The following is a 26,972-nucleotide window of genomic DNA, read 5'->3' as shown; positions in this document are numbered from 1 at the left end:
CTCCTACTGGCCTTCGAGGCCTGACTGTAATCGGCATGCCACGAGCTCTTCCAATTTTGGCCAGAAGCCGATGACGGCTTCCTCGAATAGGCCTAATACATAGATGCAACGGGGCGGCAGTTTTTTTTGAAAGCGGGTAGACAGTGGGGGCGAGTCCATACATAGGAGCTGGCTTGTCGGATCGCCGCACCGCAGCGAAGGCGGCCTCCAGCCTTGCAGCGCCCATGACGACGCCTTCGCCAGCAAGCCGGCTCCTACAACAGGGGTTTGGCGTTTTCCACAATCCAGCGGTATGCAGGTGCGCGGTGATCATTTCATGGTCGAGGCGATGATCTCTACCAGATTGAGTTGGGTATAGGGTTTGGACAGGCGCGGGAGTTGCGTCGCAAAGCCTTCCAGTCGTTCGGCGTAGCCGGTAGCGAGAATGATCGGCAGGCTGGGCTTGATGACGCGGATGGCCTGCGCCAGTTGCGCGCCATTCATCTGTGGCATGGCCATGTCGGTAATGACCAGGTCAATGGCTGGCTCGGCATCGAGCGCTTTCAGCGCCAGAGCCCCGGACACCGCGCTGATCACTCGATGCCCGAGGTCTTCGAGCAACAGGCAGGTGCTGGTCAACACCAGGCTGTCGTCGTCCACCACCAGCACACACAGGCGAGGCACCGGCGGTGGAGTTTCTTCGTCGGTAGCGGGTATGGCAACCGAACCGGTCGTGGCGACGGGTATCCACAGTTCGGCGGTCGTGCCCTCGTCTTTCTGGCTCTTGAGTATGAATCGCCCGCCCAGTTGTTCGATAAAACCATGCACCATCGACAACCCCAGGCCCGTGCCTTTGCCCACCCCCTTGGTGGTGAAAAACGGGTCCATCGCCGAGGCCAGCGTGGTCTCGTCCATACCCTCCCCCGTATCACTGACACTCAGGCAGACATAGCGGCCTGTCATCGGGGTGAACTGGAGTTGATCGCGCACCTCTTCCGTTCTGGCACTGATTACCATTTTCCCGCCATGGGGCATGGCATCCCGGGCGTTGGTCGCCAGGTTCAGTACCGCCAGTTCAAGCTGATTGACGTCGGCCAGGACCGGTTCAAGTCCGGCTGAAAAGCAGGTTTCAAGGACTACGGAAGGCCCGAGGGAGCTGCGCAACAAGCCGGAGATGCCTTGTATCAGCGTCGGAATCTCGATGGGTTCGGCCTTGAGTTCCTGGCGCCTGGCAAATGCCAGCATGCGCTGGGTCAACGATACGCCACGCAAGGCGCCCTGGGTGGCGTTATCCACCAGCCGGGTAATGCGCGGGTCGTCACCCACGCGCTTGCGGACGATTTCCAGATTGCCGAGGATCACCGTCAGCAGGTTGTTGAAGTCGTGGGCAATTCCCCCGGTGAGCTGGCCGATGGCTTGCATTTTCTGCGCCTGGAACAGTGCCTCGCGGGTTTGCTCGAGGACCTGCTGGGCCTGAGTGACTTCAGTGATATCACGGGTGATCTTGGCGAAACCGAGTAACGTGCCGGTTTCGCCCCAGATCGGATCGACCACGACGTGTGCCAAAAACCGTGTCCCGTCCTTGCGCACGCGCCAGCCTTTGTTTTCGAATCGCCCGTCACGGATGGCAATGGACAGGGTCCGTTGCGGTTCGCCGGCCTCGCGGTCCTCCGGGGTATAAAACATCGAAAAATGTTGCCCGATCACTTCTTCGGGCAAGTAGCCCTTGATCCGCTGGGCCCCGAGATTCCAGTTGGTCAGCCTTCCGTCCGGGGCAAGCATATAGATCGCATAGTCCGTGACGCTTTGCACCAGCAGGCGGAATTGCTGCTCGCTTTGCTTGAGGATCTCTTCGGCCATCTTTCGGTCGGTCAGGTCCCGGGTGATCTTGGCAAATCCCAGCAACTTGCCCGACGGGTCGATAATCGGATCGATGACCACGTGGCACCAGAAATGAGTGCCGTCCTTGCGCACCCGCCATCCTTCGCCCTCGAAACGCCCTTCCCTGATTGCCGTGTCCAGCGCACGCTGGGGCATACCGTTACGGCGATCTTCATCGGTGTAGAAACGCGAAAAGTGCTGACCGAGAATCTCGGCCTCCTCATACCCCTTGAAACGCCTGGCGCCTGCGTTCCAGCTGGTGATGATGCCATCGGGATCAATCATGTAGATCGCATAGTCAATCACAGCATCGATCAACAGGCGAAAGCGACTGTCGTCGATGGTGGTGGCTTTCCTTCGATCTACGCTCATTGATCCCTCACGGCATGAATGTTTTTCTGGAGTATGGGACAAACGGAAAATTTGGAAAGCTCAAAACAACGCTGATTGCACGCCATTGCAGCCCGGGTCCCGGATGACCTCATGCCCTGACGTTTGCCGCGCGACCCAAACGGCGGGCGCAATCGTCCACCAGCGCGGCAGCAATTGCCTGACCTTGCTGTCGCCAAACCGGTCGTCGATCAGCATGATGACCCCTTGATCCTGCTGGGTGCGAATCACCCGTCCCGCCGCCTGGACCACTTTCTGCACCCCGGGGAACAGGTAAGTGTAGTCATACCCGGCACCGAAAATCGCCGCCATGCGATGTTTCACCTGCTCGTTGACCGGGTTGAGTTGCGCCAGCCCGAGGGTGGCAATGAACGCACCGATCAGGCGCGCTCCGGGCAAGTCGATGCCTTCGCCAAACGCCCCGCCCAGCACCGCGAAACCGATACCCTGACTCTCGGCGGTGAACCGATCGAGAAAATCCTGACGCTGCCCTTCCGCCATGCCTCGAGACTGCGCCCACAGCTTGATATGCGGATGTCTTTGCGCCAGCAATTGCGCCACTTGCTGCAAATAATCGAAGCTGCTGAAAAACGCCAGGTAGTTGCCGGGGCGCTGGCTGAACTGCCTGGCGATCAGCTCGACGATTGGCGCCAGGGACGATTGGCGATGAACGAACCGGGTGGAGATCTGGTTGACGATGTGCACTTGCAGTTGATCGGCGTGAAAAGGTGATTCGACATCGATCCATACCGTGTTCGCCGGCGTCCCCAACAGATCGGCGTAGTACTGGCGCGGGCTCAGGGTTGCGGAAAACAACACGGTGCTGCGCGCAGCCGTCAGGCGCGGGCGGATGAAGCCGGCGGGCACCACGTTGCGCAGGCACAGCTGCGAGAGGTTTTTCTTGCGCTCGAGGTCGCGCTTGCTGATGTCGAACAGGAACTGTTCATCGAACAGTTCCGCGACCCGGCAAAACTGCAGAATGTCGAAGTAAAACCCCTGCAAGGCGCTGTCCAGGCCTTGAGGATGATCGTTCAGGTAATCGCCGATACTCGCACTGCAGGACGACAGGGCTTGAAGCAATTTTTCCGGAGCCTTGTCGTAAGCCTGATAGGCGCCGAGCTGCAGGTCATGCAGGGCATTCCACTGCCGGTTGACCCGCTGCAAGGCTGTCTTCAGCGCTGGCGGGGCGGTCTTGCGCACCGCGTTGAGGGTCGATTGGTCGAGGCTGGCGCTGTACATCTGCCGCCCCCGCTCCACCAGGTTATGCGCTTCGTCCACCAGCACCGCGACTTTCCAGTTGTTGGCCTGGGCCAGCCCGAACAGCAGCGCGCTGAAATCGAAATAATAGTTGTAGTCGGCGACCACCACATCGGCCCAGCGGGCCATTTCCTGGCTCAGGTAATACGGGCAAACGTCATGTTCAAGCGCCACCTCGCGCAAGGCGCTCTGGTTCAGCAGGCTCAGCTCGCTGGCGGCCTGGCGCGCAGCGGGCAATCGGTCATAGAAACCCTGGGCCAACGGGCAGGATTCGCCGTGACAGGCTTTGTCCGGATGCTCGCAGGCCTTGTCCCGGGCAATCATTTCCAGGACCCGCAAGGGTGGTGCTTCGGCACTCTGGAGAATGACTTGCGCGGCATCCAGCGCCAGTTTGCGTCCCGGGGTTTTCGCGGTCAGGAAGAACACCTTGTCCAGTTGCTGCGGCGCCAGGGCCTTGAGCATTGGAAACAAGGTGCCGACGGTCTTGCCGATCCCCGTCGGCGCCTGGGCCATCAGGCAGCGACCGGTACTGACCGCCTTGAATACCGATTCAGCCAGATGACGCTGCCCCGGACGAAAGTCGGCATGGGGAAACGCCAGTTGCTGCGCCGCACGATTGCGTCCTTCGCGGTGGGCCATTTCCTGCTCGGCCCAATGCAGGAACAGATGGCAATGGTGTTCGAAAAACAGCTCCAGCTCTGGCGCGCTGAAGGCCTCGAGCAGACAGGTTTCCCTTTCGCTGACGATGTCGAAGTACACCAGCGCCAGGTTGATCCGGGCCAGTTCCAGCTTCTGGCACATCAGCCAGCCGTAGATCTTCGCTTGTGCCCAGTGCAGTTGACGGTGATTGGCGGGCTGCTTGCTCAAGTCGCCGCGATAGGTTTTGACTTCTTCCAGGCAATTTTGCGCCGGGTCGTAGCCGTCCGCCCTGCCCTTGACCGTCAACGTTTGATACCGGCCTTCGAGCGCGACTTCACTCTGGTAACCCTCGCTGCGCCGGGACGCCACGGTGCGATGCCCGACGATGCCTTCCAGTGCCGTCGGCGACGGGGTGAAGCGCAGGTCAAGGTCGCCGACCTTGGCGGTGAACTCGCACAACGCGCGCACCGCGATGCTGTAGCTCACGCGCTCTGCTCCGCCCATTGCACGTAGCAGACGGCAATCGGCATCTGGTGCTCATGGCAGAACTCCAGCCAGCGCAACTGGTTGTCCTGCAGGCGATCGCCGGGGCCTTTGACTTCGATCATGCGGTAGGTCTTGTCTTGCGGCCAGAACTGGATCAGGTCCGGCATGCCGGCGCGATTGGCCTTGATGTCCAGCAACAGGCGATGGAACCAGTGCTTGAGGTGTTCGGCCGGCAGGCAATCGAGGGCCTGGTCGAGCAATTCCTCGCTCAACACATCCCAGAATACGAACGGTGATTGCACGCCCCACTTGGCGGCATAACGGTCACGGATGGTCTGGCGGTAACGTCCGTCATCGAGTTCGGTCAGGCAGGCCTGGAACAGGTCAGCCCGACGCACATGGAAATCTTCATTGAGCAGGTCCACCGGCCCCCGCTGGAACGGGTGGAAAAACGCTCCCGGCAAGGGCGCGAAGATCGCCGGCCAGCACAGCAGCCCGAACAGCGAGTTGATCAGGCTGTTCTCCACGTAATGCACCGGTGCCCAATCTTGTGCCAGGTGTGCCTGGACATGATATTCCACCGACAGCGCCGGATCGGTCCTGGGCAAATGCAGGTCCAGGCGCAGCATTTCCCGAGGGGACGGCCGCTTGATTGGCGGCCCGCCGAGCTTGCGCCGCAGTCGGGGCAACACCCGCAGCAAGTGCTGCTGTTCGGCGGCGCTTTGCGCTGATTGCCCGGCATGGCTGGCCAGGTCCAGCGCCAGCTGATACTCGCCGCAGCGCTCCAGCACGCGAATCAGGCGCCACCGCGCGCCTGGCCAGGCGCATTCGCGGTAGATGCTCAGGGCCGTGGCGAAATCGGCGATGCGTTCGCAATATTGACCCATCTGGAACAACAGTTTGTCGCGACGTCGTTGCAGCCAGGGGTTGCCCGGCGCCAGCCCTCTGACCTGCTCGACAATGCCGGCCAGCGCTTCGCCGGCTTCGAAACGCTGCTGACAGTCATGCAGGAAAATGCAGGCATCCACGTCCTCACGGCTGCGCAAGCCCCGGGAGTCGGCGCAGAACTCGACTTTTTCGTAGGTAAAGATGCCGAGGTCCGCCAGCACGAACTCCGACCAGTCCTGGTAAAGATTGCCAAAGAACATCAGGCGCAGGCGATCACACAGACCCATGATGGTCAGACTGAACAGTCGATCATCCAATGGCTCGCACCAGCGGCTGAAGCACCGGGTTTCTGGAAACTGCTCGCTCAATGCCGGCAGCCAATCGGTCTTCTTGCCCCTGGGCTGATCGATGGCCGCGCCAAGGCACTGGAGGATTTCCGCCTTGAGCAGCACTTCGAACAGCTCTTCGATCGACAGCGGCGCCTGCTCGTCGATCCAGCCCAGCGCCAGCAACGGGCCGGCGGCGTCGGCGGTGTCACCAATCTCGAGGTAATGCAGCTTGCTCGCCCGGAAATGTATCCCCTTGCGCATCACCATCCGCACCAGCAACGCCTCGGACGGCTTGGGCAGCCGCTTGAAATCGCGGATAAACCCTTGCTCCTCGACACTCAACACATCGGCATAGCGATGCTCAAGCCAATCAAGCACTTGCATGAAGTTGTTCAAGTAGTAGAACGGGTCGTCGAGCGGATTGGCGGTCACAGGGAAACGGGCCATGGCGAGAGAGTACTGGTTATGCGTACAGATACCAGCTACCCCCGCTGCAGTGCAAACGGAAAAGGATAAGCGGCGGACAATCGGCCTGTTTTTTTGCCGTCTGTCGAACTTTCTGCCAATCCATCGCACCAACCGCCTTAGAGGTACAGTGACGATAACGCTCGATCTAGACAGTCGCGCTGTTTTTTAAAAGGATGAGAGGTGGGTATGAATATCAAGACTCTGGGTTTACCCCTTGCCGTCGCGGCCCTTCTGGCCCTGGGCGGGTGTTCGACGCCCACGGTGGTGACCCTGCAGAATGGCACCCAGTATTTGACCAAGGACCTGCCGGACACCGAGACCAAGGACGGTTTTTACGAGTTTGAAGATATTTCCGGGGCGAAGGTGAAGGTCAGGGCTGCTGAAGTGGCTAACGTGCGCAAGGAAGACTGAAACCGCGATCCAGATTTAGACCGCGTTATCGTTCTTCGCGAGCAAGCCCGCTCCCACATCGATCTCCAGTGGACACCAAATGCGTGTACACCCCGATTCAGTGTGGGAGCGGGCTTGCTCGCGAAGAGGCCCTTATGGACGCCGCATCACCCTCAGGCGATAACAATCCCCCCAGCAGACAAGCTATCCAGCCCAACCCCGACCAGCGTCACCGAATCCCCGCCAAAGGTCAGCACCGTATCCTGCCCCACCGCCGTGGCATGAGCCCGAAAATCATCGTTCGGCATCACCCCCTGAACCCCCAGAAACACCAGCTGGTCATCTGCCTGGTAACCTACCACCCGATCCTGCCCAAACCCGCCACTGAACAGGAACGTATCGATCCCGCCCCCCGATTCCATCAGGTCGTTACCCGCCCCGCCGACAAATACATCATTGCCCTTGCCGCCGATCAAGTGATCGTTGCCTTCAAGGCCAAACAACCAGTCGCCGCCGGCGTGTGCCGTGAGCGTGTCGGCACCTGCCCCGCCCTTTACCGATGAAGCGTACTGAGTCAGGTCATTGCCGACTGTCAGACCATTGGCTGTAACACTGTGGGTCACGTCATCCTTGAACAGCCCCCACAGAAATCCCGGCTCCTTGGTGACAAGGCTGCCGATGTCCCTGGTGATGCTGATACCGCCATTGGCGTCGCGGATGTACAGGTTGCCGGCGCCGTCATTGGCGAAGTCGAGGTTTTTCACCGACTGCTGCAGGTCCAGTACGTTGTGGCCCTGGCCGCCAGACAGGATGTTGTAGCCGCCGCTATCGCGGAAGGTGTCGTTGCCGGCACGGCCTTCCAGATAGTCATTGCCCTGGCCGCCCTGGATCAGATCGTTGCCATCGCTGCCAATGATGAAGGTGCTGCCTTTGTGGGTTTCGGCGTTGCGATTCAAATCCTGAACCCATGTGTTGGCCCGGGCGGGGTCCGACAGGTTGGCGACGATGATCGTCGAGTCTTTGCCGGTGAGATCGTAGAACTTCGACTCCAGCACCCGGTTCATGCCGTCGCCATAAGCGGTGGGCAGGTGCGAGATCCAGGTCGGGATGTTGAGGATGGAAAACGGCAGGACGTTCCACGCCGTCGAGGCGTAATGATCGTTGAAACTGACGATGTTGTCAGTCGTCGAGGCTTTGGCGGCATCGTGTACGCCCGCCGACGACAGGTTGAACGACGAACCGTCGAGGGCACGAAATACCGGGTCGTTTTCATAACCGATGTTGAGCACTTTGTCGGTGCTGCTCTGGGTGGGCGAAGCGTAGGCGATGTAATTGGAATCCTGATAGAACCCCGACCACTTCTCGTTGCTCAGGTCTGCCAGGCTATTGACCGCCAACCCGCCGAGGCTGTGACCGCTGACCAGCACATCCTTGCCCGACAGGCCATTGGCCCGGGCAAACACGGCGACTTCGTCGAACAAATTGCCGAAGGCTTCACCCACGTAGTTTTTCGCGTAGTCCTTCGGCCCCAGGGCCGCCATCAGGTCGTTGATCACGTCGGCGATCGAATCGCTGATCAGGGTCTCTCGAGGCCCACTGGTTCCGCGAAAGGCAATGCCGATTTCACTGAGTTGGCCTTGGGCATCATACTTACCGAGGATCTCCACCTGGGCGCTGGTGTAACCGGCCTTTTCGCCGAAGAAGGTTCCGCGCGCATCGACCTTGCCGTCATAGCCCAGTTGCGACGCGCTGATCGGCGTCCAGCCAGCCTTTTGCACGGCATCCAGTGCGGCTTTTTCCGAATTCGGGTTCCAGGGGATTCCGGGTATGACACCCTGGGAATCCGCGCCGCCAATCAGCGCCGTGACCAGGGTCGCCGGCAAACCCAGGCCGAAGCCGTTGTGCTGGTAACCGCTGGCAAAGCCATTGTCGAGGTTGTGATAGGAATACAGCATGATCGCCATGGCGTCGCCGAACAACGCTTTGGAGTCTGCCGTGCCGAGGTTTTTATAGTCATACACACCCATGGGTCTTGCCTCTCTTTTTGTTGGAATTGTCAGAGATTTTTCAGGCGCTACCGGGTCGTCGAACCTTGGCCAAACGCCTCGTCGACTTGGGCCAGGTCCTGCTCATTCAAGGTCCCGGCGTAGTAGTGCAATTTGATCCAGGCCATTAAATAGTCGTATCGGGTCCGGGCCAGATCGCGGCGTGTGGTGTAGAGCTGTTGTTCGGCGTTCAGCGCATCGAGGTTGACCCGTTCACCGCCCAGGATGCTTTGCCGCGTTGACACTACCAGCGCTTCGGCAGAGGTCAGGGCTTTCTGGTAGGCGCGCAATTTGTTCACGCCGGACAGGCAGGCGCTGAACTGGCGACGCAGTTCGATCAGCGTTTCGCGGGTCTTGCCGTCCAGTTCGTACTTGGCCTGCTCCATGGTGCGGCTGGCCTGACGCGTCGAGGCCAAAACCCCACCACCGGCGTAAAGCGGCATGCTGACTTCGATGCCGATGGTGTTGGTCTCGTAACGCTGGTTGTAGGTGTTGCCACTTTCCGATTCGTTCTGGCGTACCGTGGCGTAGGCGCTGACCTTGGGCAGGTGCCCGGCGCGGTTGCGTTCGACTTCATAACGCGCGACCTCCACGGCCTGGCGCTGGGAAGCCAGGTTCGGGTTGTTGGCCACCGCCATTGCGTGCCAGGTGTCGAAGTTCGCCGGTTGCAGGGTGAAGGTCTGAAAGCCTTGGTCCAGCGGCGCCAGGTCGTTGATGTCGATGGCAGGCACGCCGATCAGCGCGCCCAGTTCACGCAGGGACGCATCCTGCTCGTTGCGTGCTTCGATTTCCTCGGCCGTGGCCAGTTCGTAACGTGACTCGGCCTCGAGAATATCGGTGCGCGTGCCCTCGCCCTGGCGGAACATGTGCTCGTTCTGCTGGAATTGCTGTTCGAAGGCTTTCTTCCTGGCCAGCGCAATGTCGATCTGGTCCTGGGCGAACAGCGCCTGGGTGTAGCTCTCCAGCACGCGCACCAGCAATTGTTGGCTCTTGCCGCGAAAATTTTCGTCGGCAAACAGCGATTGCGCCACCCCTTTGCGATACGCCGCGTAGGCCTCGTAGTCGAGCAAGGGTTGCTGCAGGGTCAATGACGAGCCGTAACTGCTGTAGTTGCGATCATCACTCTGGCTGCGGCCGCGATCGTTCAGGTAAGTGACCTTCGAGGCGTTGCGGCCTTTGTTGTAGTTGTAACCCAGCCTCGGCAACAGCCCGGCGCGGCCGATGGCGCGATTTTCCAGGCCGGCATCGCGCTCCTTGATCGCGCCGAGGAACACCGGGTCGTTGCGCAACGCTTGTTCATAGATGTCGAACGGCCCCATGGCCATTGCGCCGTTGCAGGTGAGCAACGCCAGCGCTGCCCCGAGCATCGATAACTTATTCATACAGCCGAACATCCTTATTCCTCGGTCAATGCGGAACCGGCCCGGTCGAGCAGCGGTTTGAACAAATAGTTGAGGAGTGAACGTTCACCGGTACGCACGAAGATTTCTGCCGGCATGCCCGGCTTGATCACCAGGCCGTCGAGCTTTTCCATGGCCTGATCGCTGACGCTGCTGCGCAGCACGTAATACGCAGCGCCGGTTTTCTCATCGAGCATCTGGTCGGCGGAAATCAGGCTGACTTCGCCGGGCACCCGCGGGGTGCGGCTCTGGTTGAACGCGGTGAACAGGATGTCCACCGGCAGGTGCGTGCCGACCTTGTCGACCAGGTTGATCGGCAGGCGTCCTTCCACTTCCAGGCGGGTGCCTTGGGGCACGATTTCCAGCAGGGTATCGCCCTGGCGTATCACCGCGCCTTCGGTATGAACCCCGAGGTTGACCGCAATGCCATCGGCGGTGGCGATGATCTCGCTGTGTTGCAGGTCGAACCCGGCGGAGGTCAGTTGCTCCTCCAGGGTCACGCTTTTGAGCTGGGTGTCGGCCAGTTGGGTGCGGACTTCCTTCTGGTATTCCTCGCCGTGCTGTTGCAGCTTCAGCCGCGATTCGAGGATGCCCTGCTCCACGCGGCCGCTCTCGCCACTGTTCTCTGCAAGCTGCTGCTGCACTTGCAACAGCTGCCGCTGGTAATCCATCAGGCGGTTACGCGGGATGTAGCCGTTGTCCGCCAAAGGCTGAAGATTGCTCAGTTGCTGTTGCAGGGAGCTGGCCTGGGCGGTCAGGTCCGAGCGTGCGCGGCGCATGCCCGCCAGTTGCGCGCCGGCACCTTCGATGTTGGCGCGCAAGGCAGCCTGCTCCCGGGAAAACGCTTCACGGCGACTGCTGAACAATTGCTGCTGGCCTTCGAGCACCAACGCCAGGCGCGGATCGGGATCGTTGCTCAGCTCTGCGGGGAAACTGACTTGCTTGAGGTTGTCCCGTTCACTTTGCCAACGCGCCAGGCTGGCCCATGCCATGCGGTATTGCGCTTGCAGGGATTGCACGTCGGCCGCGACCTGCGTCCGGTCAAGCCGGAACAGTGGCTGGCCTTGTTTCACCACTTGGCCCTCGCGCACCAGAATCTGCCTGACCACGCCGCTGCTCATCGCTTGCACGGCTTTGCGTTTGCCCGATACGACGACCGTGCCTTGCACCCGGATGCCCTGATCGAGCGGCGCCAGGCTGGCCCAGGTAAAAAAACTGCCCGCGCCGACGATCGCCAGAATCCAGCCCAGGCGAGCAAAAAAGTGCGCGTCGCGCTCGGGGCGTTCGGCGATGTAGTCGTGTTCCATGTGGGCTGCGCTGTCGTAGCTCATACACCCGAATTCCTTGTCGAGGGCTGGTACTGCCGGCTCATGCTGAGTCCACCCGGTGCCTGCGCGGTTTTCTCCCGCTGCTGTTCCTGAGCGCCGGACAGTGCTTTGAGCACTTCCTGACTCGGACCGAAGGCTTGCAGGCGTCCTTCGTTGAGCACCAACAGCTTGTCGGCCTGGGCCAGTGCCGAAGAGCGATGGGTCACCAGAATCACACTGGTGCCCTGGGCTTTCATTTGCGCGATGGCGCCCGCCAAAGCGGCCTCACCAACGGTGTCGAGGTTGGAGTTCGGTTCATCCAGCACCACCAGGCGTGGCTTGCCGTACAGGGCGCGGGCCAGGGCTACACGTTGTTTCTGCCCGCCGGACAGGCCGCTGCCCGATTCGCCGAGTACGGTGTCGTAACCTTGGGGCATGCGCAGGATCAAGTCATGGACGCCAGCCTGTTGCGCGGCTTCGACGACTTTTTGCGGATCGGCCTCACGGAAACGGGCGATGTTTTCGGCTATGCTGCCGCCGAACAGCTCGATGTCTTGCGGCAGATAACCGATATAGGGGCCGAGGTCGTCGCGGTTCCAGCGATGAATGTCCGCGCCGTCGAGCCGCACCGTCCCGCCAAGCGTTGGCCAGACGCCGAGCAGCACCCGGGCCAGGGTCGATTTACCAGAACCGGACGCGCCAAGCACGCCCAGCACTTCACCTGCACCAAGACTGAAATTGACCAGGTGCAACGTCGCAGCCCGTTGCCCCGGTGGACCGGCGCTGACCTGCTCGAACGTGATCTGGCCTTTCGGGGCCGGCAGCGCCATGGCCTCGTCACTCGGGGGGAAGGCTTGCAACAAGTCATCGAGACGGCGGTAGGCGAGCTTGGCGCCGCTCCACTGTTTCCACACGGCGATCAGCTGATCGATCGGGCTCAGCACCCGGCCCATCAGGATCGAGCCGGCAATCATCATCCCCGCGCTCATGTCGCCCTTGATCACCAGCAACGCGCCGAGGCCCAGCACCAGAGATTGCAGGCACAAGCGCAGGGTCTTGCTCAGGGAACTGATGACTGCGCCGGTATCGCTGGCCTGGTTTTGCAAGCCGAGAAAGCGTGAGTGCACCTGGAACCAACGATTGCGCAAAGCCCCGAGCATGCCCATGGCCTGGATGGTTTCGGCGTTATGCAGGTGACTGCTCGCCAGTTGGCTGGACTTCTGGGAAAAGACGGCCGCTTCGCCTAATGGCTTTTTGGTCATGGCCTCATTCAGGCAAGCCAGCCCGATCAGCAGTGCGGCACCCGCCGTGGCAAACACACCGAGCCAGACATCGAACAGATAAATCACGAACAGATAGACCGGAAACCACGGTGCATCGAAGAAGGCAAACAATGCCGGGCCGGTGACGAACTGACGAATATGGGTCAAGTCCCCCAGGGATTGTCCGGCGTGGCCTTCGCCCTTGAACAGGTTGCGCTCGAACGCGGCCTGATAGACCCGCAGGTTGAAACGGCGCTCCAACTGGCTGCCGATACGGATGACGATGAAGCTGCGCACAAGCTCCAGTAGCCCGATGAACGCAAAGAACCCGACGACCATTAATGACAACATGGCCAGCGTCGTTTCGTTTTGCGACGACAATACGCGGTCATAAACCTGGAGCATATAAATCGACGGAACCAGCATCAACACGTTAATCAGTGCGGTAAAACAACCGACACTGACCAGGATGTTCTTATAGTCGCCCAGCGCCTTGATCAACGGTGCGGTCGCCGGGTTCTTTGCCATCTTCATGGATTCTTCCTGAGGCGTTATCCCTCGCCATACCTGCCGAGGTCTGCCTGTTCTTTTTATTGTGGTTGCCGCTTACACTTCGATAACAACTTCAGGAAGGTATAGGTGAGTTCGATCTATCTCTGGCGAGATCGCCCTATTACTCGTCCAATGAAGGCGGAAAGAAAACTGACACAATTTGAAATCAACCGTCTAGTGTTTTTTTCGGCATCAAACCGAATTACATCTGCAAACATCCGCAAACAAGGCTTGCGCTGACGAAATATAATTTTCGGATCGGTGTCTTTATTAAATTGTCCGACAATCAATAATTTAAATATTAAATACAGATCAGTTGTTTTCTGTAGAACACGTCTCATTTTTCTGCACTTATTTATGCCTCTTCCCGCACCACCCCACGTTCCTCCATCAGGCGCACAAACATGGTCAGGCTTTGCGACACCGTGCCCCGGCGCCATACCAGCCAGGTGCGCAGGAACCGGAACGCCTCCGACAACGGCCAGACACTCACCGTGGCGCACCCGGGCATGCTCTCGAGCATGCTGCGGGGCATCAGCGCCAGGCCGGCTCCGGCGCTGACGCAGGCCAGCATGCCGTGATAGGACTCTATCTCGAAAATCCGCCCGGGCACCGCCGCGTCCTTGGCGAACCAGCTCTCAAAGTGATGCCGATAGGAACAATTGGAGCGGAAGGCATAAATGCTCTCGCCGTTGACGTCCTGTGCGCGAAGAATGGGGCAATGGTTGAGCGGTGCAATCACCACCATCTCTTCCTCGAACGCAGGCACCCCTTCCAGGGCCGGGTGCAGCACCGGACCGTCGACGAAGGCGGCAGCCAGCCGACCCGACAGTACTCCGTCGATCATGGTCCCGGAAGGTCCGGTGGACAGATCGAGCTCGACCTTGGCGTAGCGCTGGTTATAGGCAGCCAACAGCTCGGGGATGCGTACCGCCGCGGTGCTCTCCAGCGAGCCGAGGGGGAATGAGCCTTGCGGCTCCTCGCCCGCCACCGTGGCACGGGCTTCCTGGACCAGGTCGAGGATGCGCCGGGCGTAGTCGAGAAAACTCCACCCGGCCGGAGACAGGCGCAGACGGCTCTTCTCGCGGATAAACAGGTCCACGCCCAGATCCTGCTCCAGCTGCTTGATCCGGGTCGTCAGGTTCGAAGGCACCCGATGGATGTGCTGGGCGGCCACACTGATACTGCCGTGCTCGACCACGGCTTTGAAAATCTCGAGCTGTACCAGATCCAAGTCATTCTCCAAACGTGAACGATATACTCAGTATTATTCAGTTTCCAGAAACCGTCCGCCACCTTAATCTTGAGCCTATACCCACCCAGCAGGACGGTGCCATGACCCAGGTTTCCAGCGTCACCCATGCCATTTCGATCAACCCCGCCAACGGCGAGCAGATCGGCCACTACCCTTTCCAATCCGCATCGGACCTGGACGCCGCCCTTGCCCGCGCCGCCGCCGGCTTCTCGATCTGGCGCCGTACTCCTGTCGAGCAACGTGCCCAGACCCTGGTCGTGCTTGCCCGGACACTGCGCGACAATGCCGCCACGATGGCCAACATGATCAGCGTGGAGATGGGCAAGCCCATCACCCAGGCACGCGGCGAAATCGAAAAGTGTGCGCAACTGTGTGAATGGTATGCCGAACGTGGCCCTGCCATGCTGACCGCCGAGCCGACGCTGGTCGAAGGCGGCAAGGCGCGCATCGAATATCGCCCGCTGGGGCCGATTCTCGCGGTAATGCCGTGGAATTTCCCGATCTGGCAGGTGCTGCGCGGTGCCGTGCCAGCCTTGATCGCTGGCAACACCTACGTCCTCAAGCATGCGCCAAACGTAATGGGATCCGCCTACTTGCTGCGCGATGCCTTGCAGCGCGCCAACTTCCCGGAAGGCGTGTTCGAGGTGATCAATGTCACGCCGGACGGTGTCTCCACGGCGATCGCCGACCCACGCATCGCCGCGGTGACCCTGACCGGCAGCGTGCGCGCCGGCATGGCCATTGGTGCCCAGGCCGGTGCCGCGATGAAAAAGTGCGTACTGGAACTGGGTGGGTCGGACCCGTTCATTGTGCTCAACGATGCCGACCTCGACGAAGCGGTCAAAGCCGCCGTCATTGGCCGTTACCAGAATACCGGGCAAGTCTGCGCGGCAGCCAAGCGCCTGATTGTCGAGCAGGACATCGTCGAGGAATTCACGCGCAAGTTCGTCGAAGCCACCCGCCAACTGATCGTCGGTGATCCGTTGTCCGCCGATACCTATATCGGCCCCATGGCCCGTTTTGATCTGCGTGACGAACTGGATCAACAGGTCCGCGACACCCTGGAGGAAGGTGCGACCTTGCTGTTGGGCGGCAAGAAGGCTGAAGGCCCTGGCAACTATTACGAGCCTACGGTATTGGCTGATGTCACCGACCAGATGACCTCGTTCAAGCAGGAACTGTTCGGCCCGGTGGCCTCGATCATTACCGCGCGAGATGCCGCCCATGCCCTGGCGCTGGCCAACGACAGTGAGTTCGGACTGGCCTCGACCATCTACACGCGCAATGTCGAACTGGCGCAGCAGATGGCCGGCGAACTGGAAACCGGCGGTGTGTTCATCAATGGCTACTGTGCCAGCGACCCGCGCGTGACTTTTGGCGGCGTGAAGAAAAGCGGTTTTGGCCGGGAGCTGTCGCATTTCGGTGTCCGCGAGTTCTGCAATGCCCAGACGGTGTGGCTGGATCGGCGTTGAAGAGCGCGCCGTTTACTGCATGAAACCTTCCATGAACCCCGCCACGCCGCTGGCCAGTTTGCGCCGCCACGGCGCGGTGGCCGGGTTGGCCAGGGTCTGGTCTTCGTGGACGAAGCTGCGGATGATCGCGTTGTAGCCGAGCCAGCGGCAGGGCTCCGGTTCCCAGGCCTTGAGCGCTTCGAGACCGCCCTGGGGGATGACCCATGGCTGGCGCACCAGCTCGCTGTCGCGCTGCAGAATCAGGTCGGCCAGGGTCCGACCGCCCAGGTTGCTGGCGCCCACGCCCTCCCCGCCATAACCGCCGGACAAGGCAATGCCGCTGGCGCGGTCACAGAGCATGTGCGGCTTGAAACGCCGGGACATGCCCAGATTGCCGCCCCAGGCATGGGTGATTTGCACGTTCCTCAGGGGCGGGAAGAGCTCGCCAAACAAATAGCGCCGTAACTCCACCTCGCTGCTGGTCAGGTCAAAGTCATGCCGTAGTTTGCCGGCGAATTGATAACCGCCGCGCGCGCCGAACACCAGGCGGTTGTCCGCCGTGCGCTGGCCATAGGTGACCTGGCGGCTGCTTTCGCTGAAGGCCTGGCCGCGACTCAGGCCGATTTCGTCCCAGGTCGCGGCGGACAGCGGTTCGGTGGCGACGATCAAGCTTTGCACCGGCAACTGATAGCGCCCCAGCGGCGGCAGAGTGACCGCGTAGCCTTCAACCGCCGGCACGATCCAATGGCAGCGAACGCAGGCTTTCGCGGTGCGCAGGCCACCCGACTGCCAGTGGGTGACCGGACTGTTCTCGTAAATGGCCACGCCCATGCGTTCCACCGTCCGCGCCAGACCCCGTACCAGTTTGGCCGGGTGAAGGGTCGCGACGTGCGGTGCGAAGATCGCGCCATAGGGTTTGGCCACACGAATCTGTTGCGCCAGCTGCTCGGGACTGAGCCAGCGGTAATCGCTTTCAGTCAGGCCCTGGCGATAGAGTTTGTCCAGATAGTGCCGCAGGCTGGTCTCCTGCTCGGGATAACGGGCGGCACAATACAGTGCCCCGCCCTTGCGATAATTGCAGTCGATGCTTTCGCGCTCGAGGACGATGCGCACTTCATCGGGAATGCCATGCAACAGATCGAAAGACGCCCGGCGCTGCTCGGGCGACAGGTCGGCGAGCAAGCGATCCTCGCCCAACATGTTCCCCATCAACCAGCCGCCGTTGCGTCCCGAGGCGCCGAAACCGGCGGTCTGCGCTTCGACAATGGCAATGTTCAGCCCGGGAGCCTGGCGTTTGAGGTAATACGCGGTCCAGAGGCCGGTGTACCCCGCGCCAATGATGGCGACGTCTACGTCCAGATCCCGTTCCAGCGCCGGACGCGCCAACAAGGGCTCGTCGAGTTGATCCATCCACAAACTGATAGTGCGCCACGGCATGCAAGACTCCGCCACTCAAACTTCGATGGCGTCGATCCTAGCGCGTGGGCTCAGGGGCTGTCTTGCGCGCGTGCAATCCAGGCCCATCCCCCGGTTCTGGAAGAAGTCGTTGTATTGGATATCGGGGTGATACAGCGCCATCACACCGTCCAGATCCCGGTGTTTCCAACGCAGGTGGTAACGCATCACCGTCTCGCCCGTGGCCTGGGTTTGCAATGGACTGTCATCATCGGCGTGCACAGGGGGCTTCGACGAAAAAAACCGAGCTTGCCGAAGTTCTGCCCCGGGTTCAATGGCCATTGAGTGCTGATCCCTGGCCGAAAAAAATCACCTCATGATGACTTGCATCAAAAAAAACTGAACCAATCGCTAATCGGCCTGAAAAATCCACATTTTTTTCACATGCAGATGCTACTTTTAAAGACTGTCATCGGTTGGGCCAATGAAGGCTCTTCCCTCCTAACATGAGCTCACGGAAGCGCTCGATGAAGAAGGCGGGCTACACATGAATAAAGGGTTCAATAACAAAGTCACCTTTCCAAACGCCTGCCAGCTGATGCGCTGGCATTTTCATCCCATGGGTTTCGAGGCGAGCATGGATGCGCCGGGCAGCATGATTGCCCGTCTGTTTGACCGTGCCAGTGGCGAGACCATGATCGCCATCGCCGGTATTCCTTGCGCGACGGTCATGAATGCGGCGGATGTAGAGCGAATAATCGAAGCGGTGGAGGATGAGCTCGAGGCTTTCATTCCACCGGTGGCCCTCAGGAGTTATGCCTGAAGGCCCAATGACCAACAACAAGCCCACGTTACGTGGGCTTTTTTGTGAAGTTCACGCCAATGTCTTGCCTTGGCGGTGATCGACGAAGAACGCCTTGCCCTTGCCGATCCGGTCGGAGGCCTTAGGCATGTTGACCGCCTGGGTGTCCTGACCGTCGACGTACCAGTAGCAGTGACTCACCGCCCGAGTGATGCCGACATAGGCCAGGCGCAGGATCTCGTCTTTCTGCGCATTGTCATAAGCTTCGCTGTCGCCCGCCTTGCCCAGACCCGCCATGCGGTAGACCTGGTTCTTGTAGGGTGAACTGGTCAGGTGCTGACAATCCCCCAGCAGAAACACCGCGTCCGCTTCAAGCCCCTTGGCACTGTGGTAAGTCAATTGTTTCAGCCGCCGCGCTTCATGGGGCAAGCTGGAATCAACATTAACTACTGACTGAATATGCTGTTCTATCAAAGCCTTATCGCTACTTTTTCGATAAAGCATCAAGATTGAATCTCCATTCTTATAGTGTTCCATCAAGCGTGTGGCCATGCCTTGATCATCCCGATCGAGCACATTGACCGGCAGCAACGCCTGCGGTTCGCCACTGGCCTTGGCCTTCTTGCCCGCGATCGCCGGCGCGGCGCGCACGATATGTTCGGCGGCATCGATGATGTGCTGGTGACTGCGGTAGTTGTCGCTGAGCATGACCCTGGTCGTGCTTGGTGACGCAAATTCCTTGCTGAACTCCATGAAATAGGTCGGCGAACTGCCGCGCCAGCCATAGATGGACTGCCAGTCATCGCCGACACAGAGCAACGACGAACGTTGCGCACCACGTCCCACATGCATGGCTGGCCCGCGACCGCGGATCTCGGCCAGGCTGGCGCGAATCCAGGACACGATCTGCGGCGAAATGTCCTGGAATTCATCGATCATCAAGTGCGACATCGGCCGCAGCAGCTCATCGCTCAGCAGTTTCAGATTTTCCGGCGAATGCTCGCTGAACAAGGCGAACATCCGGTTGTAAGTCATCACCGGCGGTTTCTGGTCAAGCAAATGGTCTTCCAGTGCTCGCCAGTACAGACTCAAGGCCTCGAAGAAAAACCGGTCCGGGTCGTCCTTGGCAAAACTCATCTGGCCCACGGCGTTGGGAACATCCAGACCGAGATTCTCGATAAAGCCCGCCGCCGCCACGAAACAGTCCAGCAGCGGTGCCGAAGCAAGCTCGCCCTTGACCTTGTAATCGAAGCCGGGACCTGCGCTGGCATCGCCTGCAAGAGAGGCCAACACACGCCTTGACGACTCATAGCTATCCAGCCATATCAATGGTTTACGGCAGAAAGCTTGAAACAGGGTGCGTTTTACCGCCCATTCCGCGCGTACGGAAAGTTTGGCGTTCGGACGGCTGAGCTGCGGGTTTTCTCGGGGGTCGAATCCCAGCACCACCCAGGCGTCCAGGCTCGGAACATAGCCGTGACAATGGAAGGTGGCGCCATTGATATCGAACGTCTGGCGATTGGGCTCGATGCCTTTGATCGGCCAGGCACCTGCGCGAAACCACAGATCTTCCATGACATCGCACAGCGCTTCATCACGCTTTGCCGCCAGTTCGGTCACGGCCATGCGTTTTTGCACGTCCGGGTGATCACGCTCCAGCTCCTTGAGTTGCAAGGCGTGGCGCGACAAAGGCTTGATCAGCTCACGAAAACGCTCATCGCGGGTGTGCAGGCGGTGATAGCAGGCGTTGAGCTGCTGGCGTTGGGCATCGTTGACGCGCAGGTCGAACGGATTGCTGTCGACTTCCTCGTCGCCGGTTTGTACACGATTGCTGAGGTTTTCAAAGGCTTGCAGCCGCTCGAAGCCCGGCAGGCTGCGAACCATCGGCAGGATGCGCGAATGAAAAGTGCGCACCAGATCCCGCGCCTCCTTGAGACTGAGTGTCCGCCCCCAGAGCGCAAACAGTTTGACCAGCTTGCTGATGAAGTCCTTGCGCGACTCACGGGTAAAGGTCACCACCGTCATCGAGCTCAATTCGAAGCCCAGATAGTGGCTCAGCAGCAAAATCCGCAGCACCAGCGTGGTCGACTTGCCCGCCCCCGCCCCGGCGATCACCGACGTCGAGGGCGTCTCGCTGAAGATCATCTTCCACTGAGCGGCGCTGGGCTGGGCCTGCGGCGCCAGCAACCGGGCAACGTCAGCCTTCATGCGTTTCTTCAACTCTGCACTCAGTGGCAGGCGCCAGTCGTCGAACAGATTGGCGTCGACACTGGGCGGCCGATGCTCGGTGGAGCGTGAATCGCGGATCAGCAATACCTGTCGGCCCTCCTCAAGCCCCTCAAGCTTGCCTTCCTTATAACCGTAGTCGACGCCGGCGCTATGCCCGCTGCGAAAGCCGTCGGCCTGGCCGTGCAACCAGGACGCGCGATGTTGTGCGCGTAGACGCGTCAGGCCATGGCCAAAGAACCGGGCGGCCAGACGCTTGAGCCATGGCATTTCGGCCAGCGAACGAAGTTCGGGAGGAAGATCGGGGGTGTGTTGCGGCACGCGGACTGACTCCAGGGTGTGAGGCTGTTGAGGACTATGGTGTCTGCATTTGCCATTGAGTTCTAGTGAAATGCTTACAGTTCATTGGCTTATGCGCTGAAGTGAAGGCTGGGTGAGAACGGTTCGACACCCTGAATCATCGACTGATTCGATTGTATTGAGGCATTTTTTACGCTTTTTATCGATCAGTACCTGGCCGATGATGCTCGTCATCAACCACCCTTTGCGGAGACGATCATGCTTGAACTCAGACCCTTCAACTCCCTGGGCGGCGCCCACCACGGCTGGCTGGATGCCCACCACCACTTTTCGTTCGCCGAGTACCACGATCCGAAACGCATGAACTGGGGCAACCTGCGGGTATGGAACGACGATGTGATCGCCCCGGGTACCGGGTTCCCGAAACACCCGCACCGGGACATGGAAATTATCACCTATGTCCGTGAAGGCGCGATTACTCACGAAGACAATCTGGGCAACAAGGGTCGTACCGAAGCAGGTGACGTTCAGGTCATGAGCGCCGGTACCGGAATCGCCCACAGCGAGTACAACCTGGAGGCCACCGAAAGCAAAATTTTCCAGATCTGGATCATCCCGAACGAAGCCGGTTCGGCACCGTCCTGGGGTGCCAAGCCTTTCCCCAAAGGCCAGCGCGAAGGTTTCGTGACCCTGGCCAGCGGCAAGTCCGGCGATGATCAGAGCCTGCGGATTCGTGCCGATGCTCGACTGGTGGCGGCTAACCTGAAGGCCGGCGAGTCCGCCGAGTATCGCCTGGACAATGGCCGTCGCGCCTACCTGGTTCCGGCGACGGGTGTGATTGAAGTCAATGGCTTGCGTGCACTAGCTCGAGACGGGGTGGCGATTGTCGATGAGCAGGTGTTGCGGGTGATGGCGATCGAGGACAGTGAGATCGTGCTGGTGGATCTGGCTTGATCGTTTGAATGCAGGGTAAAAAAAGGGCGACCGTAAATGGTTGCCCTTTTTTATACATTGGTGACTGCGCTGACGCCTTCGCGGGCAAGCCTCGCTCCTACAGAAATGATGTCCACATAGTATGTGATCGACGCGATTCTGTAGGAGCGAGGCTTGCCCGCGAAGGGGCCCTCACTTATTTCACCGAAATGGCGCCATCCACCAACGTCTGAGCCTCGGCAACCAACTGCTTGAGGTGCTCGTCACTGACAAAGCTCTCGGCGTAGATCTTGTAGATGTCTTCCGTACCCGACGGCCGCGCCGCGAACCAGCCATTCTCGGTCATGACTTTCAAGCCGCCAATGGCCTGGTCGTTACCTGGCGCATGGCTAAGAATGCTCTGAATGGCTTCGCCCGCCAGCTGGGTGGAGGTGACCTGATCCGGCGACAACTTGCTCAGCAAGGCTTTCTGCTCTGGATTGGCCTTGGCGTCGACCCGTACCGAGAACGGTTCGCCCAGTTCATCGGTCAAGGCGCGATAGGCCTGGCTTGGGTCACGACCGGTGCGAGCGGTCATTTCAGCGGCCAGCAAGGCCGGGATCAAGCCGTCCTTGTCGGTGCACCAGACGCTGCCATCCTTGCGCAGAAACGAGGCGCCAGCACTTTCTTCGCCACCAAAGCCCAGCGAGCCGTCAAACAGACCGTCAGCGAACCACTTGAAGCCGACCGGCACCTCGTACAGGCGGCGCCCCAGACGCTTGGCGACGCGATCGATCAAGCCGCTGCTAACCACGGTTTTACCCACGGCTGCATCGGCGCGCCATAGCGGTCGGTTCTGGAACAGGTAATCAATGGTCACCGCCAGGTAATTGTTCGGTGCCAGCAGGCCACCGGACGGGGTCACGATGCCATGGCGATCGTGATCCGGATCACAGGCAAATGCCACGTCGAAGCGTTCTTTCAGGCCGATCAGGCCTTGCATCGCATAGGGGGACGATGGGTCCATGCGGATCTGCCCGTCCCAGTCGACGGTCATGAAGCGGAAGGTGGGATCCACCCCTTTATTGACCACTTCCAGATCCAGCCGGTAATGCTCGGCAATCGCCGACCAGTAGCGCACCCCTGCTCCGCCCAGCGGATCGACGCCCAGACGCAATTTGGCCTCGCGAATGGCATCGAAGTCGATCACGTTGATCAGGTCGGCAACGTAGGTGTTGAGGTAATCGTGGCGGTGGGTGGTACCCGCCTTCAGTGCCTGCTCGTAGCTGATGCGCTTGACGCCGGCAAGCTTGTTGCCGAGCAGTTCGTTGGCCTTGGCTTCGATCCACTTGGTGATGTGGGTATCGGCCGGGCCACCGTTGGTAGGGTTGTATTTATAGCCACCACTTTGCGGCGGGTTGTGGGACGGCGTGATCACGATGCCATCCGCCAGGCCCGAGGTGCGCCCGCGGTTATAGCAGAGGATGGCGTGGGAAATGGCCGGCGTAGGGGTGTATTCGTCACCTTCGGCGATCATCACCGTCACGCCGTTGGCGGCCAGCACCTCGAGGGCGCTGGCCCCGGCCGGGGTGGAGAGCGCGTGGGTGTCGATGCCGACGAACAGCGGGCCATCGATGCCCTGGGCTTCGCGGTACAGGCAGATCGCCTGGCTGATCGCCAGCACGTGCCATTCGTTGAAACTCAAGTCGAACGAGCTGCCTCGGTGCCCGGACGTGCCGAAGGCTACGCGCTGGGTGGAGATGGCGGCATCAGGCTGGCCAGTATAATAGGCCGTTACCAGTCGCGGGATGTCGACCAACAGTTCTGCCGGTGCCGGTTTGCCCGCAAAAGGACTGAGTGTCATTGCAAAACCTCGGGAATAGAGTGGGTCAGGAATAGGGACGCAGTTTACTGGCAGATTGACCGCAGCGCGATATTATCGATCCCGCAGGCGACGCTATAAAACCCGACCGCTCGCGAAACGGATCAGTCGATCGATTCCAGACGCAACGCATCCCCCAGCAGACCCAGTACGGCGGCGAGATCATGGTCACCGCCGAACGTATGACTCAGGCGCAGATGTTGCGAATGCAACCCCTGAAGACTGAACAGTTCTCCCGGCGCGATCACCACCTGGTGCTTGAGCAGACGCTGAAACACTCGATGCACATCGACCTGGCGCAGCGAACGGGCCCAGATCGTCGCACCGCCCTGAGGATCGACGAACTGCAATGCATCGCCCAGACGCTCGCGCAGCAGCTGGGTCATCTGCACTTTGCGATCCTTGAGCAACCGCCGCAATACCTGGAGATGGTGGTCGATACGCCCATTGCCGTACAAGCGGGCGAGGGCCTTCTGACGGATCGGCGACAGGCGAAACGAGCGCAGCAAAAACTGCCGCTGCAATTCAACCCGCAGATGCCGCGAAAGCAGGTAGCCGTAAGGGGCCTCGGGCCCGATGACCTTTTCGAACGTAGAAAACACGATCAGCCGGTCAGGGTCCAGCAGATCGCGAAACCGCAGGCCGTCCGGTTCGAATCCGAGTTCACCGTAGCAGTCGTTTTCCAGGACCCAACTCCCATGCTGCGCCAGCAACTGCGCGATGAGGTGTCGGTTGTCGTCGGGCGCCAGGCTGCCGCGGGGCATGTTCACTGCGGATGAAAGCATCACCAGACGTACCGGCCTGGTCTCCAGCAACACCTTGAGCCGCTCGACGTCAAGACCACCGCAGGCTTGCAGTGGCAGCTCGATCACTTCCGCGTCCGCGGCCTGCAGCAGGCGCAGAATCACCCAGTCGCATGGCGACTCGACCACCACCGTGGCGTCCTTGAGGCACAGCACGGCGATCAATATTTCCAGCACTCCACGCAGGTCTGCGCCAATGTACACGTCATCGGCGTGCCAGCAGCGCAGTGGCGACGAGGTATAGCGCGCCGCCAGCGCCGCACGCAGTTCCAGCTCACCGCACGGCTGCGAAGACGATTGCGGCTGGCGCGGATACTGGCGTAGCAATTCCCTCTCCAGCAGCAGCAACGGCCGGTCCAGGGGTTGCAACAACGCCGGCTCATCGGCGCTCAAGACCAGCATGCCGGGACGTCTGGCATTGACGTAGACCGTTTCGAGCAGGTCATGACCACTGCCGGGCACAGTGATGGAGGACACGGGTAACGCGAAATAGCCGGACTTGGCGACCGAATACACGCGCCCTTCCTTCTCCAGCAGCGAGTAAGCGTACTGAATCGTCGAGATCGACACGCTCAGACGGTCCGCCAACTGGCGCAACGATGGCAGGCGCACTCGTGTGTCGCTGGCCGGCTCCTCGATCAGGTTGGTCAGGTAACGGTACACCGCCTGATAGGCGAAGTCGGTTTCTCTTGGTCCTTTCACTGTCCCGCCGACCATTCGCCCCCCACGGCGCAGTTATCGTCATAGAGCGTGGCCTGCATGGGCAACGCCGGGTCAGGTACCGGGCCCAGGCGATAAAGCGTACCGATCAGACTGACAGGCAGCCCGCTGACGTCGACCATCCATTGCACGATTTGCTCCGGCACCGGATTACCCTGCATGGCCCGGTGCAAGTCAGGCAATGCCACGAGCATGCCGGGGTGGCACTGTCGCAGAAAGCGCTCGAGGGCTGCTCCGTTATCGCCAAAAGGTGCAAACAGCAGACACACCAGTTGCGCCTCGTTCAAACCCAGATTCTTCTGCACCTCGGCCGCTGCCCGTGCGCGCTGCTCGACCGAGGTCGCCGGGTTGCCAAACGCCTCCACCGCCTGCGCGCCCAATCGCTGGGGAAGTTGCTTGCGGCGCAGCATCACCAAGGCCCATTGCAGGTAGTCGGCGACGCCCGACTCGTAGCTGCGACCGCGTACAAAACACGCTTGCAACCCCTGCAGGTGTGCGCAGATCGACAGGCTGACGTAATCGTTGTCACGCAGCTGAGCCGACAGCTCGTCCGGTTTAAATCCGAGAAACTCGGTCAACAGCGGCCAGCGCTCTTCCAGCTTGCTGAGCAGCAGGTCGTGAATGTCGATATAGGTCGTGCGACGGCAGGCTTCAAAATGCTCGGCGGGACGCCATGCGGCCCGGTCGTCCTCGGGGTACAACTCGCGATAGCTGTCGCTGCCCAGTTCATCGAGCAGCGCGAACAGCCCTTCGTAGCCGGGTTCGTGGTGATTCGAGGTGCTGAGCCCGGCCTTTGCCGCCGCACGCCTCAACCCCTCGATAAAGCGCTTTTGCTGGCGAGGGCTGTCGCTGCTGATCAGCGCATCGACACCGCTGGCCCAGCGGGCGATTTGCCCGTAGAACTCGCCGGTGGCCAGATACCCGTCGTCCCACAGATCAAGCGGCCCGTCCGAGGTTCGACGATGCCCGATCATCAGCAGGTTAAGCCGATTGAATTCCCGGCCGGCTTCGGAGATCGGCGCCAGGTGATTGAACGGCAGGACTTCCCGATTATCGACCATCAGGACTTCGACCCGTGGATCGTCATAGAGGAACAATGCACTGTGGCTGCGGTGGATGTTGTCCAGGGCCGTGGCACTGGCGCCGTTCAGGCGCAGGGTGGCGACACGCAACTGGAACGTCGCAGGCGCGCGGCCGGCGATACTCAGTTGTGCCGCACGCAGCAGCGCCAGGGTGTAGCAACTGTCACGTGATCCGGACTGGATCGCCAGCACCTTGTAATCGCCAATACGCTCCATCCCCCCCGCAGCCACCACCAGGCGCTGAATCATCAGCTGCAATGCGGTGCGTTCGGCGCGAGAGAAGAAACCCAGCAATCGTTGCAGTACTTGTTGATAGACATAGGTCATCGCTTGATCATGGATATGGGTCATCTTTATTTACCTGGTACGCGTAAGTTCGACAGTGCACAAACAAACATATGCACTGTGCAATGGATCGCCAGCCCGTGCCTGAAGTGCCGGGCTTTATTGCAAAATGCTAACACTTAAATTTTTGGCAATTATTGGGAATGAGTGAAGGCTGCCCGAGCGTTGACCAAGGACAGCCTGCCGCGAAGCCCGGCAGATACGGCGCCATGGGGCAGCGCTGGAGGTCCTAGGAAATGTCCGACAGCGTCCCACAGACATTTAGTACAAGAAATAAAGAAGGAAGTTACCCATGCTTTTTTGGCAACTGCTTTGCGAGCCGCTAGTGCTCGAACATACATCAATGAGGCGTATTGATAAGTATCAGCCTGAAAACCGGCCATGACTCATTCCTTGAGATGAAAGTAATCATTCAATTATCAGGGCTTATAAGCTGATTAGAAGATACAGATTGAGAGCAAAAACCAGCTCAGTTGCTGAACTGCCCCATCGACAGGGCAATGGGAGGTCTCATTCAGGAGGGCGG

Annotated in this window: 17 protein-coding genes and 1 pseudogene; 4 read left to right on the top strand and 14 right to left on the bottom strand. The window is 60.1% G+C overall.

The window, feature by feature from the left end; translation table 11 throughout:
• Positions 1–309: 309 nt before the first annotated feature.
• Genes F8N80_RS25050 through F8N80_RS25040 form a run of 3 tightly spaced genes read right to left on the bottom strand, consistent with a single transcriptional unit; the run spans position 310 to position 6,296 of the window.
• Positions 310–2,232 carry a hybrid sensor histidine kinase/response regulator gene (locus F8N80_RS25050; protein ID WP_150784922.1) on the bottom strand — a complete coding sequence of 641 codons (1,923 nt, stop codon included), beginning with the start codon at positions 2,230–2,232 and terminating at the stop codon, positions 310–312.
• 60 nt (positions 2,233–2,292) lie between these two features.
• The gene (locus F8N80_RS25045; RefSeq protein WP_224790759.1) at positions 2,293–4,632 is read right to left on the bottom strand and encodes an ATP-dependent DNA helicase; all 2,340 of its coding nucleotides are present in this window, start codon (positions 4,630–4,632) and stop codon (positions 2,293–2,295) included.
• Positions 4,629–6,296, bottom strand: a complete 1,668-nt coding sequence (locus F8N80_RS25040) for a VRR-NUC domain-containing protein (RefSeq protein WP_150744595.1) — start codon at positions 6,294–6,296, stop codon at positions 4,629–4,631. Before F8N80_RS25040 ends, F8N80_RS25045 begins: the two co-directional genes overlap by 4 nt.
• A 207-nt stretch (positions 6,297–6,503) precedes the next feature.
• On the opposite strand from F8N80_RS25040, the gene F8N80_RS25035 reads away from it, so the two are divergent.
• The gene (locus F8N80_RS25035; RefSeq protein ID WP_150744596.1) at positions 6,504–6,728 is read left to right on the top strand and encodes a YgdI/YgdR family lipoprotein; all 225 of its coding nucleotides are present in this window, start codon (positions 6,504–6,506) and stop codon (positions 6,726–6,728) included.
• Between the two features lie 152 nt (positions 6,729–6,880).
• On the opposite strand, the gene F8N80_RS25030 is transcribed toward F8N80_RS25035, so the two are convergent.
• The 5 genes from F8N80_RS25030 to ptrR all read right to left on the bottom strand — a co-directional run bounded on the left by F8N80_RS25030 (position 6,881) and on the right by ptrR (position 14,507).
• Positions 6,881–8,734 carry a polyurethane esterase gene (locus F8N80_RS25030; RefSeq protein WP_150784921.1) on the bottom strand — a complete coding sequence of 618 codons (1,854 nt, stop codon included), beginning with the start codon at positions 8,732–8,734 and terminating at the stop codon, positions 6,881–6,883.
• Positions 8,735–8,781: 47 nt separating this feature from the next.
• Entirely contained in the window at positions 8,782–10,146 is a 1,365-nt protein-coding gene (locus F8N80_RS25025; protein WP_150784920.1) for a TolC family outer membrane protein, read from the bottom strand.
• Positions 10,147–10,148: 2 nt separating this feature from the next.
• Positions 10,149–11,483: an HlyD family type I secretion periplasmic adaptor subunit gene (locus F8N80_RS25020; protein ID WP_150784919.1), complete on the bottom strand. Its 1,335-nt coding sequence runs from the start codon at positions 11,481–11,483 to the stop codon at positions 10,149–10,151.
• Complete coding sequence (locus F8N80_RS25015) at positions 11,480–13,255, bottom strand: type I secretion system permease/ATPase (protein ID WP_150784918.1); 1,776 nt, start codon at positions 13,253–13,255, stop codon at positions 11,480–11,482. Before F8N80_RS25015 ends, F8N80_RS25020 begins: the two co-directional genes overlap by 4 nt.
• A 373-nt stretch (positions 13,256–13,628) precedes the next feature.
• On the bottom strand, positions 13,629–14,507 hold the full coding sequence (gene ptrR, locus F8N80_RS25010; protein WP_150784917.1) for a putrescine utilization regulator PtrR: 879 nt from the start codon (positions 14,505–14,507) through the stop codon (positions 13,629–13,631).
• A 101-nt stretch (positions 14,508–14,608) separates the two neighbouring features.
• On the opposite strand from ptrR, the gene F8N80_RS25005 reads away from it, so the two are divergent.
• Positions 14,609–16,000 carry an aldehyde dehydrogenase family protein gene (locus F8N80_RS25005; protein WP_150784916.1) on the top strand — a complete coding sequence of 464 codons (1,392 nt, stop codon included), beginning with the start codon at positions 14,609–14,611 and terminating at the stop codon, positions 15,998–16,000.
• Between the two features lie 12 nt (positions 16,001–16,012).
• On the opposite strand, the gene F8N80_RS25000 is transcribed toward F8N80_RS25005, so the two are convergent.
• Positions 16,013–17,416: an NAD(P)/FAD-dependent oxidoreductase gene (locus F8N80_RS25000; protein ID WP_150744603.1), complete on the bottom strand. Its 1,404-nt coding sequence runs from the start codon at positions 17,414–17,416 to the stop codon at positions 16,013–16,015.
• Positions 17,417–17,494: 78 nt separating this feature from the next.
• Positions 17,495–17,656 (bottom strand): annotated as a pseudogene (locus F8N80_RS24995) (DUF4440 domain-containing protein); the annotation flags it as partial.
• A gap of 265 nt (positions 17,657–17,921) precedes the next feature.
• Between F8N80_RS24995 and F8N80_RS24990 the strand changes: the two are divergent.
• Positions 17,922–18,197, top strand: a complete 276-nt coding sequence (locus F8N80_RS24990) for a DUF1652 domain-containing protein (RefSeq protein ID WP_150744604.1) — start codon at positions 17,922–17,924, stop codon at positions 18,195–18,197.
• A gap of 51 nt (positions 18,198–18,248) precedes the next feature.
• Here F8N80_RS24990 and F8N80_RS24985 read toward each other — a convergent pair whose 3' ends face one another.
• Positions 18,249–20,723 carry a UvrD-helicase domain-containing protein gene (locus tag F8N80_RS24985; RefSeq protein ID WP_150784915.1) on the bottom strand — a complete coding sequence of 825 codons (2,475 nt, stop codon included), beginning with the start codon at positions 20,721–20,723 and terminating at the stop codon, positions 18,249–18,251.
• A 237-nt stretch (positions 20,724–20,960) separates the two neighbouring features.
• Here F8N80_RS24985 and F8N80_RS24980 point away from each other — a divergent pair, with 237 nt between their 5' ends.
• Positions 20,961–21,656: a pirin family protein gene (locus tag F8N80_RS24980; protein WP_150784914.1), complete on the top strand. Its 696-nt coding sequence runs from the start codon at positions 20,961–20,963 to the stop codon at positions 21,654–21,656.
• A gap of 175 nt (positions 21,657–21,831) precedes the next feature.
• Here F8N80_RS24980 and pgm read toward each other — a convergent pair whose 3' ends face one another.
• The 3 genes from pgm to F8N80_RS24965 form a co-directional block, all read right to left on the bottom strand.
• Positions 21,832–23,478: a phosphoglucomutase (alpha-D-glucose-1,6-bisphosphate-dependent) gene (pgm, locus tag F8N80_RS24975; RefSeq protein ID WP_150744607.1), complete on the bottom strand. Its 1,647-nt coding sequence runs from the start codon at positions 23,476–23,478 to the stop codon at positions 21,832–21,834.
• Positions 23,479–23,600: 122 nt separating this feature from the next.
• Complete coding sequence (locus F8N80_RS24970; RefSeq protein WP_150744608.1) at positions 23,601–25,001, bottom strand: aminotransferase-like domain-containing protein; 1,401 nt, start codon at positions 24,999–25,001, stop codon at positions 23,601–23,603.
• Complete coding sequence (locus F8N80_RS24965) at positions 24,998–26,452, bottom strand: hypothetical protein (protein WP_150784913.1); 1,455 nt, start codon at positions 26,450–26,452, stop codon at positions 24,998–25,000. The genes F8N80_RS24970 and F8N80_RS24965 overlap by 4 nt, the downstream gene beginning before the upstream one ends.
• Positions 26,453–26,972 lie beyond the last annotated feature (520 nt).

Source organism: Pseudomonas fluorescens, from assembly GCF_902497995.1.
GTDB lineage: Bacteria > Pseudomonadota > Gammaproteobacteria > Pseudomonadales > Pseudomonadaceae > Aquipseudomonas > Aquipseudomonas fluorescens_BK.
Note: the sequence above shows the minus strand (reverse complement) of the source record. Positions and strands in the feature narration are given on the sequence as shown.

Coding starts and splice junctions, on each gene's coding strand:
- F8N80_RS24965 (WP_150784913.1), bottom strand. CDS start 26,452: ATGACCCATATCCATGATCAAGCGATGACCTATGTCTATCAACAAGTA.
- F8N80_RS25050 (WP_150784922.1), bottom strand. CDS start 2,232: ATGAGCGTAGATCGAAGGAAAGCCACCACCATCGACGACAGTCGCTTT.
- F8N80_RS25040 (WP_150744595.1), bottom strand. CDS start 6,296: ATGGCCCGTTTCCCTGTGACCGCCAATCCGCTCGACGACCCGTTCTAC.
- F8N80_RS25005 (WP_150784916.1), top strand. CDS start 14,609: ATGACCCAGGTTTCCAGCGTCACCCATGCCATTTCGATCAACCCCGCC.
- F8N80_RS25015 (WP_150784918.1), bottom strand. CDS start 13,255: ATGAAGATGGCAAAGAACCCGGCGACCGCACCGTTGATCAAGGCGCTG.
- F8N80_RS24980 (WP_150784914.1), top strand. CDS start 20,961: ATGCTTGAACTCAGACCCTTCAACTCCCTGGGCGGCGCCCACCACGGC.
- F8N80_RS25025 (WP_150784920.1), bottom strand. CDS start 10,146: ATGTTCGGCTGTATGAATAAGTTATCGATGCTCGGGGCAGCGCTGGCG.
- F8N80_RS24990 (WP_150744604.1), top strand. CDS start 17,922: ATGAATAAAGGGTTCAATAACAAAGTCACCTTTCCAAACGCCTGCCAG.
- F8N80_RS25000 (WP_150744603.1), bottom strand. CDS start 17,416: ATGCCGTGGCGCACTATCAGTTTGTGGATGGATCAACTCGACGAGCCC.
- F8N80_RS25035 (WP_150744596.1), top strand. CDS start 6,504: ATGAATATCAAGACTCTGGGTTTACCCCTTGCCGTCGCGGCCCTTCTG.
- pgm (WP_150744607.1), bottom strand. CDS start 23,478: ATGACACTCAGTCCTTTTGCGGGCAAACCGGCACCGGCAGAACTGTTG.
- F8N80_RS25030 (WP_150784921.1), bottom strand. CDS start 8,734: ATGGGTGTGTATGACTATAAAAACCTCGGCACGGCAGACTCCAAAGCG.
- F8N80_RS25020 (WP_150784919.1), bottom strand. CDS start 11,483: ATGAGCTACGACAGCGCAGCCCACATGGAACACGACTACATCGCCGAA.